This window comes from Burkholderia sp. BE17, from assembly GCF_009362305.1.
GTDB lineage: Bacteria > Pseudomonadota > Gammaproteobacteria > Burkholderiales > Burkholderiaceae > Burkholderia > Burkholderia pyrrocinia_C.
Map to the genome: position 1 here is coordinate 130969 of NZ_WHNU01000014.1, position 17736 is coordinate 148704.

The window sequence follows — 17736 nt, forward strand, 5'->3', positions numbered from 1 at the left end:
GATCAGCCGATCCAGCGGCGCGCGTTGCGGAACACACGCATCCACGGGCTCGCTTCACCCCAGCCTTCCGGGTGCCAGCTCATCGCGACCGTACGGTGCACGCGCTCCATGTGCGGCATCAGCACCGAGAAGCGACCGTCGGCCGTCGTCACCGACGTGATGCCGGCCGGCGAGCCGTTCGGGTTGAACGGATAGCGCTCGGTCGCTTCGCCGCGGTGGTCGACGAAACGCATCGCGACTGCAACGCGGTCGATGTCGCCCTGCTGCGAGAAGTCCGCATAACCTTCGCCGTGCGCGACCGCGACCGGAATCCGCGAGCCTTCCATCCCCGCGAAGAAGATCGACGGCGACTTCTCCACTTCGACGAACGAGAAGCGCGCCTCGAACTGCTCGGACTTGTTGCGCGTGAACTTCGGCCATGCTTCGGCGCCCGGAATCATCGACGCGAGGCTCGACAGCATCTGGCAGCCGTTGCAGATGCCGAGCGCGAACGTGTCGGGACGCGCGAAGAACGCCGAGAACATGTCGGCGAGGTTCGCGTTGAAACGGATCGTCTTCGCCCAGCCTTCGCCCGCACCGAGCACGTCGCCGTACGAGAAGCCGCCGCACGCGACCGCACCCGCGAAATCGGCGAGCGTCGCGCGGCCCGCGAGCAGGTCGCTCATGTGCACGTCGTGCGCGTCGAAGCCCGCGCGGTCGAACGCGTAGGCCGTTTCCAGATGCGAGTTCACGCCCTGCTCGCGCAGGATCGCGACGCGCGGTCGCGCGCCGGTCGCGATGAACGGCGCGGCGATGTCGTCGGCCGGATCGAAGCTCAGCACCGGTGTGATGCCCGGATCGGCCGCGTCGAGCAGCGCGTCGTATTCGGCATCCGCGCATGCGGGGTTGTCGCGCAGGCGCGCGATACGCCAGCTCACTTCGCCCCATGCGCGATGGAGTTCGGTGCGCGGCGCGTCGAAGATCTTCTTCGCGTCGCGGTACACCTCGATCACGTCGCGGTCGTTGACCGAGCCGATCACGTGCGAGCACGTCGACAGGCCGAATTCGCGCAGCGCGCCGAGCACCGCGTCGCGGTCGGCCGTGCGCACCTGCACGACGGCGCCGAGCTCCTCGGAGAACAGCGCGCGCAGCGTGCGATCGTCGCGGCGGCCGCTCGTCTGCTTCGCCCAGTCCTTCGCGTCGCCGTAGTCGGATTCGTGATGCGGGTCGAGCGTCAGCATGTCGACGTTCAGCGACACGCCCGCGTGGCCCGCGAACGCCATTTCGCACACCGTCGCCCACAGGCCGCCGTCCGAGCGGTCGTGGTACGCGAGCAGCTTGCCCTGCGCATTGAGCGACTGGATCGCGTTGAAGAAGCGCTTCAGGTCTTCCGCATCGTCGACGTCCGGCGTCGTGTCGCCGACCTGCTGCGTGACCTGCGCGAAGATGCTGCCGCCCATCCGGTTCTTGCCGCGGCCGAGATCGATCGCGATCAGCACGCTGTCGCCCGCGTCGGCGACGCGGCGCAGTTGCGGCGTCAGGTGGAGCCGCACGTCCTCGACCGGCGCGAACGCGGAGATGATCAGCGACACCGGCGAGACAACTTCCTTCGCGACGCCCTGCTCGTCCCACTTCGTCTTCATCGACAGCGAGTCCTTGCCGACCGGGATGCCGATCCCGAGCGCCGGGCACAGCTCCATGCCGATCGCCTTGACCGTGTCGAACAGCGCGGCGTCCTCGCCGGCCGTGCCGCACGCGGCCATCCAGTTCGCCGACAGCTTCAGCTTGTCGAGCGACGCGATCGGCGCGCTCGCGATGTTCGTGATCGCTTCGCCGACGGCCATGCGGCCGGATGCCGGCGCGTCGATCACCGCGAGCGGCGTGCGTTCGGCCATCGTCATCGCCTCGCCCTTGAAGCCCGCATAGTCGAGCGCGGTGACCGCGCAGTCGGCCACCGGCACCTGCCACGGGCCGACCATCTGGTCGCGCACCGACGTGCCGCCGACCGAACGGTCGCCGATCGTGATCAGGAACGACTTGCTGCCGACCGTCGGGTGCTTCAGCACGTCGACCGCGACTTCCGACAGCGCGATGCCCGTCACGTCGACCGGCGCGCGCTCGGTCGCCACGCGTGCGACGTCGCGGTGCATGCGCGGCGGCTTGCCGAGCAGCACTTCCATCGGCATGTCGACCGGGTATTCGTCGGCACCCGTCGCTTCGGCGTCGACGAGTTGCAGCTGGCGCTCGTCGGTTGCAACGCCGACCACCGCGAACGGGCAGCGCTCGCGCGCGCAGATCGCCTCGAAGCGCGGCAGGTCGGCCGGCGCGATCGCGAGCACGTAGCGCTCCTGCGCTTCGTTCGACCAGATCTCGCGCGGCGACAGGCCCGATTCCTCGAGCGCGACCTTGCGCAGTTCGAAGCGCGCGCCCTTGCCCGCGCCGTCGACGATCTCGGGGAACGCGTTCGACAGGCCGCCCGCGCCGACGTCGTGGATGCTCAGGATCGGGTTTTCCGCGCCGAGCTGCCAGCAGCCGTTGATCACTTCCTGCGCGCGACGCTCGATTTCGGGGTTGCCGCGCTGCACCGAGTCGAAGTCGAGTTCGGCCGTGTTCGCGCCGGTCGCCATCGAGCTCGCCGCGCCGCCGCCCATGCCGATCCGCATGCCGGGGCCGCCGATCTGGATCAGCAGGGAGCCGGCCGGCACGTCGTGCTTGTGCGTGTGTTGATCCGCGATGTTGCCGAGGCCGCCCGCGATCATGATCGGCTTGTGATAGCCGTGCACCTTCCCGCCGACGTTCTGCTCGTACACGCGGAAGTAGCCGCCGAGGTTCGGGCGGCCGAATTCGTTGTTGAACGCGGCGCCGCCGAGCGGGCCGTCGATCATGATCTGCAGCGGCGACGCGATGCGGTCCGGGCGACCGTACGGGCCGGGCGCATCGTTCGGGTTGCGCTCGCCGACCGGCTGCGCCGCGTCGCGCGCGTTTTCCCACGACTGGCGTGCATCGGGCAGGTCGAGGTTCGACACGGTGAAGCCCGTGAGGCCGGCCTTCGGACGCGCACCGCGGCCCGTCGCGCCTTCGTCGCGGATCTCGCCGCCCGCGCCGGTCGCCGCACCCGGGAACGGCGAGATCGCCGTCGGGTGGTTGTGCGTCTCGACCTTCATCAGCGTGTGCGTGAGCTCGGTGTGGCGGCCATAACGCTCGCCGGGCTCGCCGGCCGCGCCCGCGTTGCGCGGGAACCAGCGCTCGGCCTCGGCGCCGACCATGATCGACGAGTTGTCGGAATACGCGACGATCGTGCCCTGCGGGTTCAGCTTCTCGGTGTTGCGGATCATCGCGAACAGCGACATGTCCTGCGCTTCGCCGTCGATCGTCCACTGCGCGTTGAAGATCTTGTGGCGGCAGTGCTCGCTGTTCGCCTGCGCGAACATCATCAGTTCGACGTCGGTCGGATTGCGTTCGAGCTTGCGGAATGCGTCGACCAGGTAGTCGATCTCGTCGTCGGCGAGCGCGAGGCCCAGCTCGACGTTCGCGCGCTCGAGCGCGCCGCGGCCGACGCCCAGCACGTCGACGCTCGCGAGCGGCTTGGCCGGCAGTTCGTCGAACAGGTGCTTCGCGTCGTCGCGCGCGGCAACCACGCTTTCGGTCATCCGGTCATGCAGCGCAGCGGCGACGGCTGCACGCGCGTCGTCGGACAGCACCTTCTTGCCGCCGAGCAGGCCCGACTTCAGCGTGACCGTGAATTCGACGCCGCGCTCGATGCGGCGCACCTGCGTGAGGCCGCAGTGCTGCGCGATGTCGGTCGCCTTGCTCGCCCACGGCGAGACCGTGCCGAAGCGCGGCAGCACGACGAAGGTCTCGGCCGCGCCCTTCTCGGCGGCCGGCTCGAACGGCGCGCCATAGTGCATCAGCGCGTCGATGCGCGCGCTGTCGTCGGCCGACAGCGGCTCGGCCGCATTGACGAAGTGCAGGAACTGGCCGCGCACCGCGACGATGTTGGCGTCGATTTGCCTGAGCGTGTCGAGCAGACGGGTTTGACGGAAATCGGAGAGGGCCGAAGCGCCGGGAAAACACGAGAAGTGAGCCATGGGCTGGACTGACGTCGATGAGTCGCGCGAGGTGGCGACGTGGGGCGAAAGGAAGGCCGTAATTATACCCGGAAGTCGGTCGCCCCAAACCGGCCGATCGGTAGTCCGCGTGCACCGCATCGGTGCCGCGGCGCGCGCCGTGCACGGCCGCCCGCCGGGCCGGCCCGCGCGGGCGCGGCAGCCGGCGGCCGCGGCGGCGCCGCACGGTACTCGCTCGCCCGACGCCGGCTCCCGCGATTTTGGCGCTATCATTCCGGGTTCACCGGGCCGGAGCCCTCAGCAAATTCTCACCGGGCGGCGTGCGCGCCACCCGTCATCGAAGCAATCCATGGATGTCATCGTCATCGGCGGCGGAATCAGCGGCGTCGCCACCGCCTACCAGTTGCGCGCGGCCGGCCATCGCGTGTGCGTGGTCGAACGCCACGCGACCGTCGCGCAGGGCGCGACCTACGGCGACGGCGGCGCGCTGCTGCCGAGCCCGCTCGACGTCTGGTTCGGCCCGACCTTCATGCGCCAGCGCCAGCCGCGCGACAGCGGCATCGTCTACAAGCCGGGCTTCAACGGCGGTGTGCGCCGCTTCGTCAAGCAGCTCGGCGCGCTGCGCGAGCCCGATGCGTTCGCCGCGCAGTACGCGCTGCTGCGCCCGCTGATCGACGCGTCGCGCGACACGCTCGCCGACATCGAGGCCCGCCTCGAACTCGAATTCGAACAGAAGCCCGGCATCCTGCACGTGGTGCGCGATCCGCGCGACTGGGAAGCGATGCAGCCCGCGCTCGACCTGCTGCGCACGCTCGACCAGCCGTACCGCACGTTGAGCGCCGAAGAATGCGCGGCGCTCGAACCGTCGGTGCCGGCCGAGCCCGGCTTCGCCGGCGGCGTGCTGCTCGAGACCGAGCGCACCGGGAACTGCCCGCTGTTCGCGAAACTGGTCAAGCAGACGCTCGACGAGCACGGCGTGCAGTTCCGCTTCGGCGCGGACGTCGCCGCGATCCGCGTCGACACCGGCCGCACCGCCGTAGAACTCGTACCGTCCGGCCACCCAAACGGGGTGAAGGCGCGCGAGGTCGACGTGATTTCCGCCGACACGATCGTGATCGCCGCCGGCGCCGGCAGCCTGCCGCTGCTCGACCGGCTCGGCTGGCGCCTGCCGCTGCACCCGGTGCGGGTCCACACGCTCACCGCGCCGGTCGCGTATGAGGAGCATGCGCCGCACCTGAGCGTCGTCGATTCGATCAAGCGCATCTCGATCACGCGCACCCATCAGCGGCTGCGCATCGGCGGCGGCGCCGTGCTGCAGAGCCTGACCGACACCGCGAAGCCGCTTGCCGAGCCGCTGTCCGAGGCCGCGCTCGCGCTGCTCGGCCAGGCCGTCCACGACTGGGTGCCCGGTGCCGCCAGGATCTCGGCCGCGCTGTCGTGGCAAGGCACGCAACTGCTGTCGCCGGACGGTCTACCCGTCGTGGGTCCGACCCCGCATCCGCGCGTGTTCGTCAATTTCGGGCACGGCCCGACCGGCTGGGGGCTCGCGTGCGGGTCTGCTAAAGTGGTGGCCGACTACCTGGGCGGCGACGTGCAGCACTGGCCCGCCGACACGCTCGCCGCACTGCGCGCCGGGCGCTTCACGACCTGACCGCCGCGGGACCGTCCCGTGGCCGCATCCTTGCCAGCCGCCACGATCCCGCGATGACTACCGCTACCCACCCGCTCCCCGATTCCGATCCGATCGCCCTGCTGCGCGTCGCCGACTTGCGCGCGGCCGAAGCCGACGCAGCCGCGGCGCTGCCGCCGCACACGCTGATGGGCCGCGCTGGCGCCGCCGCCGCGCGCTGGCTGTCCGAGCGCATCGCCGGCGACGACCGCCCCGTGTGGTTCGCGGTCGGCCCCGGCAACAACGGCGGCGACGCGCTGATTGCCGCCGCGCAGCTCCAGCAACTCGGCGTCGCGACGCAGGCGTGGATGCCGGTGCCGGTCAAGCCGGACGACGCGCAATGGGCACTCGGCCTCGCGCGCGCGGCCGGCGTCCCGCTGTCGGCCACGCCGCCCGCGTCGCTGGACGGTTACGCCTGGGTCGTCGACGGACTGTTCGGCATCGGTCTCGGCCGCGCGCTCGACGGCGCGTTCGCCGAGCAGGCCGCGCGCATTGCCGCGCATGCACGGCGCGGCGGTCGTGTGCTCGCACTCGACGTGCCGAGCGGGCTTGACAGCGATACGGGCCGGATCGTCGGCGAGGGCGTCGCCGTTGCGGCCACGGATACGCTCACCTTCATCGGCGCGAAGCCGGGCCTCTACACGGGCGACGGCCGCGACCTCGCCGGCGAGATCGACGTCGCGTCGCTCGACGTCGCGCCGCCCGCCGCGCCGACCATCGTGCTGAATGCGCCCGCGCGATTCGCCGCGGCGCTGCCCGCGCGCGCGTTCGCGTCCCACAAGGGCACCTTCGGCAGCCTCGCGGTGCTCGGCGGCGACACCGGCATGTGCGGCGCGCCGATCCTGGCCGCGCGCGCCGCGCTGTTCGCCGGCGCCGGCAAGGTGCACGTCGGCTTCCTCGGCGCCGGCGCGCCGCCGTACGACCCGCCGTTCCCCGAACTGATGCTGCATCCGGTCGACGGACTCGACCTCGGCGCGATGACCGCGATCGCGGCCGGCTGCGGCCTCGGCACGCGCGAGGCCGCGGCAACGCTCGTGCGCGACGTGCTCGCCCACGACGCCGCGACGCTGCTCGATGCCGACGCGCTGAACCTCGTCGCGACGCACGCGGACCTCGCGGCCGCCGTCGCCACGCGCGGCGCGCGCGGCAATCCCTGCGTGCTGACCCCACACCCGCTCGAGGCCGCGCGGCTGCTCGGCAGCGACACGGCGACGGTGCAGCGCGACCGCGTCGCTGCCGCGCAGGCGCTCGCCGCGCGCCATGCAGCCGTCGTCGTGCTGAAAGGCTCGGGCACGGTGATTGCGGCACCCGACGGCCGCGTGACGATCAATCCGACCGGCAACGCGGCGCTCGCCACCGGCGGCACCGGCGACGTGCTCGGCGGCCTGATCGGCGCGCTGCTCGCGCAGCGCGTCACGCCGGTCGAAGCGGCGCTCGCGGGCGTCTACCTGCACGGCCTCGCGGCCGATACGCTGACCGCGCACGGCACCGGCCCGGCCGGGCTCACGGCCGGCGAAATCGCACCGATGGTGCGCACGCTGATCAATCGCCTTTTTTATCCGTCGCCGCGCGCCGGCACATAACGCCGCTATACTGACTGCCCCGCCGCACGGCGGGCCCTCTCGTCCGCCGGCCTCCCGATCCCGATGAGCCGGCGCGGCATTCCTCCCGATTCACGCTTCACTCGAACCGCCATGACGCTGAATTCGCTCCCCGCCTGGACTGCCCTTCAATCCCACTTCGAACAGATCCGCCACGCCCGGCTGCGCGACTGGTTCGCGCCGGAAAACGACCGCGCGCCGACCCGCGCCGAACGCTTCACGATCCCGGGCGCCGGTCTCGCGGCCGATTTCTCGAAGAACCGCATCAACGACGAAACGCTGCGCCTGCTCGTGCAGCTCGCGCGCGATGCGGGCGTCGAGACGCGCCGCGACGCGATGTTCGCGGGTGAGATCGTCAACCCGACCGAAGGCCGCGCCGCGCTGCACACCGCGTTGCGCGCGACCGACCCGCAAGCGCCGTTCCACGCGCAGGTGAGCGCCGAGCGCGCGAAGATGGCGACCTTCGCGCGCGCCGTGCGCAGCGGCACGTGGACGGGCTACACGGGCAAGCGCATCCGCCATGTGATCAACATCGGCATCGGCGGCTCCGATCTCGGGCCGAAGATGGTCGTGCATGCGCTGCATCACGTCGCGACGCCCGACATCTCGACCCACTTCGTGTCGAACGTCGACGGCGCCGATCTCGCGCGCGTGCTCGAACAGGTCGATCCCGAGGAAACGCTCGCGATCATCGTGTCGAAGACCTTCACGACGCTCGAGACGATGACGAACGCACGCTCGCTGCGTGACTGGTTCGTCGCGCGCGGCTGCCCCGAGGACGCGCTCGCGAAGCACTTCGTCGGCGTGTCGGCGAACCCGGCCGAAGTCGTGAAGTTCGGCATCGCCGCGGACAACGTGTTCGAAATGTGGGACTGGGTCGGCGGGCGCTATTCGCTGTGGTCGGCGGTCGGCCTGTCGATCATGATCGCGATCGGCCCCGAGCAGTTCGACGAACTGCTGGCCGGCGCGAACGACATGGACCGCCATTTCCGCGAAGCGCCGCTCGAACGCAACCTGCCGGTGCTGCTCGGCCTGATCGGCATCTGGTATCGGAATTTCTTCGGCTCGCAGAGCTATCTCGTCGCGCCGTATTCGGAAGCGCTGCACTACCTGCCGTCGTACCTGCAGCAGCTCGAAATGGAGAGCAACGGCAAATCCGCGCGCCTGGACGGCACCTTCGTCGATTACCCGACGTCGGCCGTCACGTGGGGCGAGCCGGGCACCAACGGTCAGCACGCGTTCTTCCAGATGCTGCACCAGGGGCCGACGATCGTGCCGATCGACTTCATCGCGGTGCTGACGCCCGAGCATCCGCTCGCGAGCCATCATCCGAAGCTGCTCGCGAACTGCTTCGCGCAGAGCGAGGCGCTGATGCTCGGCCGCACGCTCGACGAAGCGCGCAAGGTCGCCGGGCCCGGCAAGGAAGCGCTCGCGCCGCACCTGACGTTCCCCGGCAACCGCCCGACGACGACGCTGCTCGTCGATGCGCTGACGCCGCGCACGCTCGGCGCGCTGATCGCGCTTTACGAGCACAAGGTGCTCGTGCAGGCGACGGTGTGGGACATCAATCCGTTCGACCAGTGGGGAGTCGAGCTCGGCAAGATTCTCGGCAAGGTCGTCGAAGCCGACCTGTCGGCCGAGTCGGTCGATCCCGCGAAGCACGACTCGTCGACCACGGCGCTGATCGAACGCGCCCGCGCGGCGCTCAAGCGCTGACGCGACGGCGTCATGCGCACGCCGGCCGCGCAGTGCGCCCCGCGCGGCTGGCAGGAAAATTCAGGCGCCGCGCTGCGCCGCGCGCGGCTCGACAATGCGTCCGGTGTCGAGCGTCACGGTCGTCGCGCAGCGGCGCGCGAGTTCCGCATCGTGCGTGACGAGCACGAGCGTTGCGCCGTGCGTGCGGTTCAGTTCGAACATCAGGTCGATGACCGCGTGGCCCGTCGCCGCGTCGAGGCTGCCGGTCGGCTCGTCGGCAAACAGGATCGCCGGGCGCGTGACGAACGCGCGCGCAAGCGCGACGCGCTGCTGCTCGCCACCCGACAGCAGCTTCGGATAATGCGCGGTGCGTTCGCCGAGGCCGACCTGCATGAGTAGCGCCCGTGCGCGATCGGCCGCATCGCGCGCGCTGATGCCGCCCCGCAGTTCGAGCGGCAGCATCACGTTCTCGAGCGCCGTCAGGTGCGGCATCAACTGGAACGACTGGAATACGAACCCGACTGCGCCGTTGCGCAGCGCGGCGCGCTCGTCCTCGTCGAGCTGGTCGAGCGCACGGCCGAGCAGGCGAACCGTGCCGCTCGTCGCGCTGTCCAACCCCGCAAGCAGGCCGAGCAATGTCGACTTGCCCGACCCCGACGCGCCGACGATCGCGAGGCTGCTGCCCGGCCGCACGGCGAGCGTGATGCCGTCGAGGATCGTCAGCTCGCCCGTTGCGTCGGCGACCCGCTTGCATACGTCATGGACTTCGATGATCGGATCGGTAATCTTGAACATGGACACGACATTTCGCTGGAAAAGACGCGCGGCGCTCGCCGCGCTGCTGGGCACGCTGCTGGCCGCAAGCGCGCCCGCACGCACCGCGACGGCGCCGGCCCCGACATCGGGCCAGCCGGTGATCGTCGTGCTCGGCGACAGCCTGTCGGCCGAATACGGGCTGCCGCGCGACACGGGCTGGGTTGCGCTGCTGCGGCAGCGGCTCACCACCGAGCGAATCGATTATAGCGTCGCGAACGCCAGCGTCAGCGGCGACACCACGAGCGGCGGCCGCGCGCGGCTGCCCGCGGTGCTGCAGCGGCTCAAGCCTTCGATCGTCGTCGTCGAGCTCGGTTCGAACGATGCGCTGCGCGGCGTGCCGCTCGCGACGACCGAGCAGAACCTGCGCGACATCATCGCCGGCGCACGGCACGCACAGGCAAAGGTCGTGCTGGTCGGCATGTACGTGCCGCCCAATTACGGCCCCGACTACACGCAGAAGTTCCATGCCGTCTATACGCGGCTGTCGAAGGATCTCGGCGTGCCGCTCGTGCCGTTCCTGCTGGCCGGCATCGAGAACAAGCCCGAGATGTTCCAGGCCGACCAGATGCATCCCGCGCAGCAGGCGCAGGGCATTCTGCTCGACAACGTGTGGCCGGCACTGAAGCCGCTGCTCGGCCAGCCGCGCGGCTGACGACATACCGCCCCGCCGGAAAACAAAAAGCCCCGCTCGAAGCGGGGCTTTTTGTCGTTGCGTACGAAACGATGCTCAGTTGCCGCCGTCCTGCGACTGGCTGGTCGTCGTCCCGTACTGCTTCACTTTCGAGCGATCACGCAGCGCGGCAAGATACGCTTCGCCTTCGCTTTGCGCGTCGACCTGCGCCATCTGCTGCTGCGCGGCCGCCAGTTGCTGCGGATCGACGGCCGTGCCCGGGATCACCGCGTTCACGCGGTAGATCGCGTAGCCGTCCGCGCCGAGATCGACACCGACGTAGGCCGGCAGCGTCTTCGCATCGACCTTGTAGACGGCGCTCAGCGCGGCCGGCGTGAAGCCCTGCGACTGCGTGCGCGACACCTTCTGCACGGCCGCGAACCCGTCGGTCGACTTGGACTTCTGCAGCTCGGCGAGCTTCGCCGCACCGTCCTTCTTCGCGAGTTCCGCGGCCTGCTCGGCGACGACCTTCTGGCGCACGACGTCCTTGACCGCGTCGAGCGCGGGCACGGCGGCCGGCTTGTAGTCGGTTACGCGCGCCGAGATCAGCGTGTTGTTGCCGACGTCGATCGCCTGCGTGTTGTTCTGGTTCTTCACCGAGTCGTTCGCGAACACGGCGGCCAGGAACTTCGGATTGTTCAGCGGGCTCGTCGGCGGCAGTTGCGGATTCGGCGTCGGCGTGACGGTGGCCGTCTGGATCGTCAGCTTGTACTTGTCCGCGGCCGGTTGCAGCGTCTTCGCCTTTTCGTAGACGGTCGACGTGAAGCCTTCCGCGTTGTCCGTGAACGCCTTCGATGCGTACTGCTGCTTCAGGTCGGTCGCGATCTGGTCCTTCACTTCCGCGAACGGCTTGACGGCCGCCGGCTTCACTTCGGTCGCCTTCAGGATGTGGAAGCCGAGATCCGACTGCACGACACCGCTCACGTCGCCCTGCTTGAGCGCGAACGCGGCATCGTCGAATGCCTTGCCGCCCGCCGTCGAGCCGCGCGTGATGAAGCCGAGGTCGCCGCCCTTCGCGGCCGACGGCGCGTCCTGCGAGCCCTTCTGCGCGATCTGCGCGAACTGGTCCGGATGTGTCTTCACGTCGGCGAGCAGTTGCTCGGCCTTCGTCTTCGCGGCCGCCTTGTCGGCCGCGCTTGCGCTGCTTGCCGCGGCGATGAAGATGTGGCTCACGCGCACCTGCGCTTCGGTGCGGAAGTGCGTCGGGTTGTCGTCGTAGAACTTCTTGACGTCCGCATCGGTCGGCTGCGCGCTTGCAGCGGCCGCGGCCGGCGAATAGACGAGGTACTGGATCGTCGCGGTCTCGGGCGTCGCGAAGCTCTGCTTGTGCGCGTCGTAGTATGCGGCGAGCTGCGCGTCGGTCGGCTGGACCTTCGATGCGAAGTCGCTCGTCTTCAGCACGAGCGCCTGCACTTCACGCTGCTGCGCGGCGAGTTCGGACAGGCGTTGCGCGAGGCTCTTCGGCGTGAACGCGCTCGACACGATGCTGGCCGGAATCTGCTGCAGCGCGAGGCTGTAGCGCACGCGCTCCTGGTACTGCTCGGGCGTCATCCCCTGGAACGACAGCAGTTGCGCATAACGCTCGACGTCGATCGAACCGTCGGGCTTCTTCAGCGACGCGATCATCGGGTCGCTCATCAGCGCGTCGCGTACCGCATTGTCGGACGCGGTCAGGTGCAGACGTTGCGTCTCATCGGCCAGCACGCGCTGCTGGATCAGGCCGTCGAGCACCTGCTTGCGATGCTCGGGCGTATCGAACATCTTGATATCGAACTGCCCACCGAGCGCCTGGCGCGCCTGGTCGATCTGCTGGCGGAACGCGCCGTCGAATTCGACCCGCGTGATCTTGTGCCCGTTGACCGCCGCGACGTTCGCACTGTCGTCGAAGAAGCCGCGGAAGCCTTGGATCCCGACGAAACCCAGCCCCGGCAACACGATCAGGAGCAGGAGCGCCATCATCAGGCGCTGGTGATTACGGAAGAAATCGAGCATGCGTGACGGGAAAATTGGACAAAACGACCGATATTACAACATACGGGGTGGGACGGGAGAAAAGCAGACGTGCAGCGAGCGAACGCAACCGGAAACGCAAATGAAAAAGCCCGCACAAGGCGGGCTTCTTCATTTTCTGGCGGAGCGGACGGGACTCGAACCCGCGACCCCCGGCGTGACAGGCCGGTATTCTAACCGACTGAACTACCGCTCCTTGGTCTGGCTGAATCAGGAAACTGGTGGGTGCTGAGGGGTTCGAACCCCCGACCTACGCCTTGTAAGGGCGCCGCTCTACCAGCTGAGCTAAGCACCCGTTTCCGATTCGTTCTGGCTGCGATCTGCGTTTCGGCATCAACAACCAGCGAGCCCGCAAGTTTAATTCATACCCGATCATTTTGCCAAGCCCGGACGCGATTTTTTTTCTGCCACGCCCGCTCATGATTCCGGCATACATAAAAAAAACCCGCGGACACGCCGCGGGTTTCGTGAACAACCGTCAGCAACGACGGCGCTCAGCGTCTCAGTGCTTGACGACTTCCGTCGAGCCGGCATCCTTCGCCGCGTCGCCTACCGGTGCTGCTGCCTTCGCTTCTTCTTCCGGCGGCAGCGGAGTCGGCGAACGCTCGAGCGCAAGCTCCAGCACCTTGTCGATCCAGCGGACCGGCACGATCTCGATCGCGTTCTTCACGTTGTCCGGAATGTCCGCGAGATCCTTCACGTTCTCTTCCGGAATCAGCACGAGCTTGATGCCGCCGCGATGCGCAGCCAGCAGCTTTTCCTTCAGCCCGCCGATCGGCAGCACTTCGCCACGCAACGTGATTTCGCCCGTCATCGCGACATCGGCACGCACGGGGATACCCGTCAGCACCGACACCAGCGCGGTCGTCATCGCACCGCCGGCGGACGGACCGTCCTTCGGCGTCGCGCCTTCCGGCACGTGGATGTGGATGTCCTGCTTCTCGAACGCTTCGTCCTTGATGCCCAGACGACGCGACCGCGAGCGCACGACCGAACGCGCCGCCTCGACCGACTCCTTCATCACGTCGCCGAGCGAACCCGTGCGGATCACGTTGCCCTTGCCCGGCATCACCGCGGCTTCGATCGTCAGCAGGTCGCCGCCGACTTCCGTCCACGCGAGGCCCGTCACCTGACCGACCTGGTTTTCCTTCGCCGCGAGGCCGAAGTCGTACTTGCGCACGCCGAGGAATGTATCGAGGTTTTCGCCATCGACCTTGACCGCGCCCGATGCCTTCTTCAGCAGCAGCATCTTCACGACCTTGCGGCAGATCTTCGACACTTCCCGCTCGAGCGAACGCACACCGGCTTCGCGCGTGTAGTAGCGGATGATGTCGCGGATCGCCTGCTCGGCAACGTCGATCTCGCCTTCCTTCAGCCCGTTGTTCTTCTTCTGCTTCGGCAGCAGGTAACGCTGCGCGATGCTGACCTTCTCGTCTTCCGTGTAGCCCGACAGACGGATCACTTCCATCCGGTCGAGCAGCGGCGGCGGGATGTTCAGCGAGTTCGACGTCGCGACGAACATCACGTCCGACAGGTCGAAGTCGACCTCGATGTAGTGGTCGGCGAACGTGTGGTTCTGTTCGGGATCGAGCACTTCGAGCAGCGCCGACGACGGATCACCGCGGAAATCCATGCCCATCTTGTCGACTTCGTCGAGCAGGAAGAGCGGATTGCGCACGCCGACCTTCGTGAGGCTCTGCAGGATCTTGCCCGGCATCGAACCGATATACGTACGGCGGTGGCCGCGGATCTCGGCTTCGTCACGCACGCCGCCGAGCGCCATCCGGACGAACTTGCGGTTCGTCGCACGGGCGATCGACTGGCCGAGCGAGGTCTTGCCGACGCCCGGGGGCCCGACGAGGCACAGGATCGGTGCCTTGACCTTGTCGACGCGCTGTTGCACCGCGAGATACTCGAGAATCCGTTCCTTGACCTTCTCGAGGCCGAAGTGATCCTCGTCGAGCACCTGCTCGGCGTTCGACAGGTCGTTGTTGACCTTGCTCTTCTTGCGCCACGGCAGGCCGATCAGCGTGTCGATGTAGTTGCGCACGACGGTCGCTTCCGCCGACATCGGCGACATCAGCTTCAGCTTCTTCAGCTCGGCATCGGCCTTCTTCTTGGCTTCCTTCGGCATGCGCGCGGCGTTGATGCGCTTCTCGAGTTCCTCGAGATCGGCACCCTCTTCGCCTTCGCCCAGTTCCTTCTGGATCGCCTTGACCTGCTCGTTCAGGTAGTACTCGCGCTGACTCTTTTCCATCTGGCGCTTCACGCGCCCGCGGATGCGCTTTTCGACCTGCAGGATGTCGATCTCGGCTTCGAGCTGCGCGAGCAGGTGCTCGAGGCGCTCGATGACCGGGAACATCTCGAGGATGTGCTGCTTCTGGTCAAGCTTCAGCGGCAGGCGCTCGGCGATCATGTCGGCGAGGCGGCCTGCTTCGTCGATGCCCGACAGCGACGTGAGGATCTCCGGCGGGATCTTCTTGTTCAGCTTCACGTACTGGTCGAACTGCGACACGATCGCGCGGCGCAACGCTTCCGTTTCGGCGCTGTCGGCATGATCCGGCTCGAGCGGCATCACGTCGCAGGAGAACTGCGTCTCCTGTTCTTCGATCGACAACGCCTTCGCGCGCTGCAGGCCCTCGACGAGCACCTTCACGGTGCCGTCCGGCAGCTTCAGCATCTGCAGGATGTTGGCGATACAACCGACCTCGTACATGTCCTTTTCGGTCGGTTCGTCCTTGGCCGCGGTTTTCTGGGCGACGAGCATGATGTGCTTGCCGCCTTCCATCGCTGCTTCGAGGGCCTTGATCGATTTCGGCCGGCCCACGAAGAGCGGAATCACCATGTGCGGGAAAACGACGACATCCCGCAGCGGCAGCAGCGGGAGCGTGATGCGTTCCGGCGGGAGAAGTTGGGTGCCTGACATTTCATTTCCCCATGAGTGGAATCAATTGTTCGGTAATTGAGGCCGCCACAACGAATTGCAAGCCTTCAAGTGCGGGAAATATTCGGTAAGAAAGTAACCACCGCGTGTCGAGTCAGAGTTACCCACAAGATAAACGAAAAAAAGCCGCCCACGGTCTCATGAACGGCCTTTTTCGCAGAACATCGTCGGCAAGCCGGTCAGTTCGAACCCGCCACCTTCGGCGTGTCCTCGTAGATCAGCAAAGGCTTGCCGTCCCCATCGATGACGTTCTCGTCGATGATGACCTTGCTGACCCCTTTCATCGTCGGCAGTTCGTACATCACGTCGAGCAACGCCTGTTCGATGATCGAACGCAAACCGCGCGCGCCGGTCTTGCGGCGGATCGCCTTGCGGGCGACTGCCTGCAGTGCGCCCGGCCGGATCTCCAGCTCGACGCGCTCCATCGCGAACAGCTTGTGATACTGCTTGACGAGCGCATTCTTCGGCTCGACCAGGATCTTCATCAGCGCGGCTTCATCGAGCTTGCCGAGCGTCGCGACCACCGGCAGGCGGCCGATCAATTCGGGGATCAGACCGAATTTGATCAGGTCTTCCGGTTCCGTTTCGCGCAGCACTTCGCCCGCGTCGCGCTCCTGCTTGCTCTTGACCGTCGCGCCGAAGCCGATACCGGTTTTCTCGGTGCGATCGGTGATCACCTTCTCGAGACCGTCGAACGCGCCGCCGCAGATGAACAGGATGTTGGTCGTGTCGACCTGGATGAAATCCTGGTTCGGGTGCTTGCGGCCGCCCTGCGGCGGCACCGACGCCATCGTGCCCTCGACGAGCTTCAGCAGCGCCTGTTGGACGCCCTCGCCCGACACGTCGCGCGTGATCGACGGGTTGTCCGACTTGCGGCTGATCTTGTCGATTTCGTCGATGTAGACGATCCCGCGCTGGGCCTTGTCGACCTCGTAGTTGCAGTTCTGCAACAGCTTCTGGATGATGTTCTCGACGTCCTCGCCGACGTAGCCGGCTTCGGTCAGCGTCGTCGCATCGGCGATCACGAACGGCACGTTCAGCAACCGCGCGAGCGTCTGCGCGAGCAGCGTCTTGCCGGAGCCCGTCGGGCCGATCAGCAGGATGTTGCTCTTCGACAGCTCGACGTCGTCCTTCTTGTCGAGATGCTTCAGGCGTTTGTAGTGGTTGTACACGGCCACCGCGAGGATCTTCTTCGCGCGCTCCTGGCCGATCACGTACTGATCGAGGATGTCGCGAATTTCCTGCGGGCTCGGCAGATCCGACCGGGACAGGCTGGCCTCGACGCCGGCGGCAGCCGCCTCGTCGCGAATGATTTCGTTGCAGAGGTCGATACATTCATCACAGATGAACACCGACGGGCCCGCGATGAGTTTTTTCACCTCATGCTGGCTCTTTCCGCAAAACGAGCAATACAACAGCTTCTCGCTGTTCGAACCTTTTTTGTCCGCCATGAATGTAGAGCCTCCGGACAGGTAAATGACATGATACGCCGAATGCTCCGAACGCCGCGCCTAGGGCGCGACCGGAGCCGGCCGGATGCGCTTGCCGCAGAGGCTCGGGGCGTGCGGAACATCGCAGGGGCGCCGCGCGAATCGGGGCGGCACCCCACTTAAAAGTTTACGGGCGCTTCAGCAGCACCTGGTCGATCAGCCCGTACGCCTTCGCGTCTTCGCTCGACATGAAGTTATCACGGTCGGTGTCGCGCGCGATGCGCTCGACGTCCTGGCCCGTGTGCTGCGCGAGCAACTGGTTCAGCCGCTCCTTCAGGTAGAGGATTTCGCGCGCCTGGATCTCGATGTCGGATGCCTGACCGCGTGCGCCGCCGAGCGGCTGGTGGATCATCACGCGCGAATTCGGCAGCGCGAAGCGCTTGCCCTTCGCGCCCGACGCCAGCAGGAACGCGCCCATGCTGGCCGCGAGGCCCATGCATAGCGTCGATACGTCCGGCTTGATGAACTGCATCGTGTCGTAGATCGCCATGCCGGCCGACACCGACCCGCCCGGGCTGTTGATGTACAGGCTGATGTCCTTGTCGGGATTCTCGCTCTCGAGGAACAACAACTGCGCGACCACGAGGTTCGCGGTCTGGTCGTTCACTTCGCCGACCATGAACACCAGGCGCTCCTTCAGGAGACGCGAGTAGATATCGTACGAACGCTCGCCGCGGCCGCTCGTTTCGACGACGATCGGCACCAGCCCCAGTGCTTGCGCCTCGAAACCCTGCGGCGCGTTCGAAGCAAGCATGTCCAGCAATTCAGCGCGAGTGATCATTCAATGAACCTTGT

Annotated in this window: 10 protein-coding genes and 2 tRNA genes; 4 read left to right on the forward strand and 8 right to left on the reverse strand. The window is 67.4% G+C overall.

The annotated features are described in order from the left end of the window. Nucleotides 1-2: 2 nt before the first annotated feature. Entirely contained in the window at nucleotides 3-4067 is a 4065-nt protein-coding gene (gene purL, locus GD429_RS14530) for a phosphoribosylformylglycinamidine synthase (RefSeq protein WP_152857531.1), read from the reverse strand. A gap of 328 nt (nucleotides 4068-4395) precedes the next feature. Here purL and GD429_RS14535 point away from each other — a divergent pair, with 328 nt between their 5' ends. From GD429_RS14535 to pgi, 3 genes are all read left to right on the forward strand, one after another. Beyond that, complete coding sequence (locus GD429_RS14535) at nucleotides 4396-5697, forward strand: FAD-dependent oxidoreductase (protein ID WP_152857532.1); 1302 nt, start codon at nucleotides 4396-4398, stop codon at nucleotides 5695-5697. Between the two features lie 53 nt (nucleotides 5698-5750). Then, nucleotides 5751-7298, forward strand: a complete 1548-nt coding sequence (locus GD429_RS14540; protein ID WP_152857533.1) for an NAD(P)H-hydrate dehydratase — start codon at nucleotides 5751-5753, stop codon at nucleotides 7296-7298. Between the two features lie 111 nt (nucleotides 7299-7409). Beyond that, nucleotides 7410-9032, forward strand: a complete 1623-nt coding sequence (gene pgi / locus GD429_RS14545) for a glucose-6-phosphate isomerase (RefSeq protein ID WP_152857534.1) — start codon at nucleotides 7410-7412, stop codon at nucleotides 9030-9032. A gap of 60 nt (nucleotides 9033-9092) precedes the next feature. Here pgi and GD429_RS14550 read toward each other — a convergent pair whose 3' ends face one another. Then, on the reverse strand, nucleotides 9093-9806 hold the full coding sequence (locus GD429_RS14550) for an ABC transporter ATP-binding protein (protein WP_152857535.1): 714 nt from the start codon (nucleotides 9804-9806) through the stop codon (nucleotides 9093-9095). On the opposite strand from GD429_RS14550, the gene GD429_RS14555 reads away from it, so the two are divergent. Next, a complete protein-coding gene (locus GD429_RS14555) occupies nucleotides 9805-10479 on the forward strand; it encodes an arylesterase (RefSeq protein WP_152857536.1) in 675 nt (224 codons plus the stop codon). The genes GD429_RS14550 and GD429_RS14555 overlap by 2 nt on opposite strands. A gap of 75 nt (nucleotides 10480-10554) precedes the next feature. Here the strand turns inward: GD429_RS14555 and GD429_RS14560 are convergent, their stop codons facing one another. The 6 genes from GD429_RS14560 to clpP all read right to left on the reverse strand — a co-directional run bounded on the left by GD429_RS14560 (nucleotide 10555) and on the right by clpP (nucleotide 17722). Further along, a complete protein-coding gene (locus GD429_RS14560) occupies nucleotides 10555-12489 on the reverse strand; it encodes a SurA N-terminal domain-containing protein (protein WP_152857537.1) in 1935 nt (644 codons plus the stop codon). Between the two features lie 137 nt (nucleotides 12490-12626). After that, nucleotides 12627-12703: transfer RNA gene (locus GD429_RS14565), tRNA-Asp, on the reverse strand. A gap of 23 nt (nucleotides 12704-12726) precedes the next feature. Further along, nucleotides 12727-12802, reverse strand: a tRNA-Val gene (locus GD429_RS14570). Nucleotides 12803-13009: 207 nt separating this feature from the next. Then, nucleotides 13010-15433, reverse strand: coding sequence for an endopeptidase La (gene lon, locus GD429_RS14575; RefSeq protein WP_152857538.1), 2424 nt, complete (start codon nucleotides 15431-15433; stop codon nucleotides 13010-13012). Between the two features lie 197 nt (nucleotides 15434-15630). Further along, complete coding sequence (clpX, locus tag GD429_RS14580; RefSeq protein WP_006489345.1) at nucleotides 15631-16902, reverse strand: ATP-dependent Clp protease ATP-binding subunit ClpX; 1272 nt, start codon at nucleotides 16900-16902, stop codon at nucleotides 15631-15633. A 166-nt stretch (nucleotides 16903-17068) separates the two neighbouring features. Next, nucleotides 17069-17722 (reverse strand): ATP-dependent Clp endopeptidase proteolytic subunit ClpP, encoded by a 654-nt coding sequence (gene clpP, locus GD429_RS14585; RefSeq protein WP_010092137.1) that lies wholly within the window; start codon nucleotides 17720-17722, stop codon nucleotides 17069-17071. Between the last annotated feature and the right edge of the window lie 14 nt (nucleotides 17723-17736).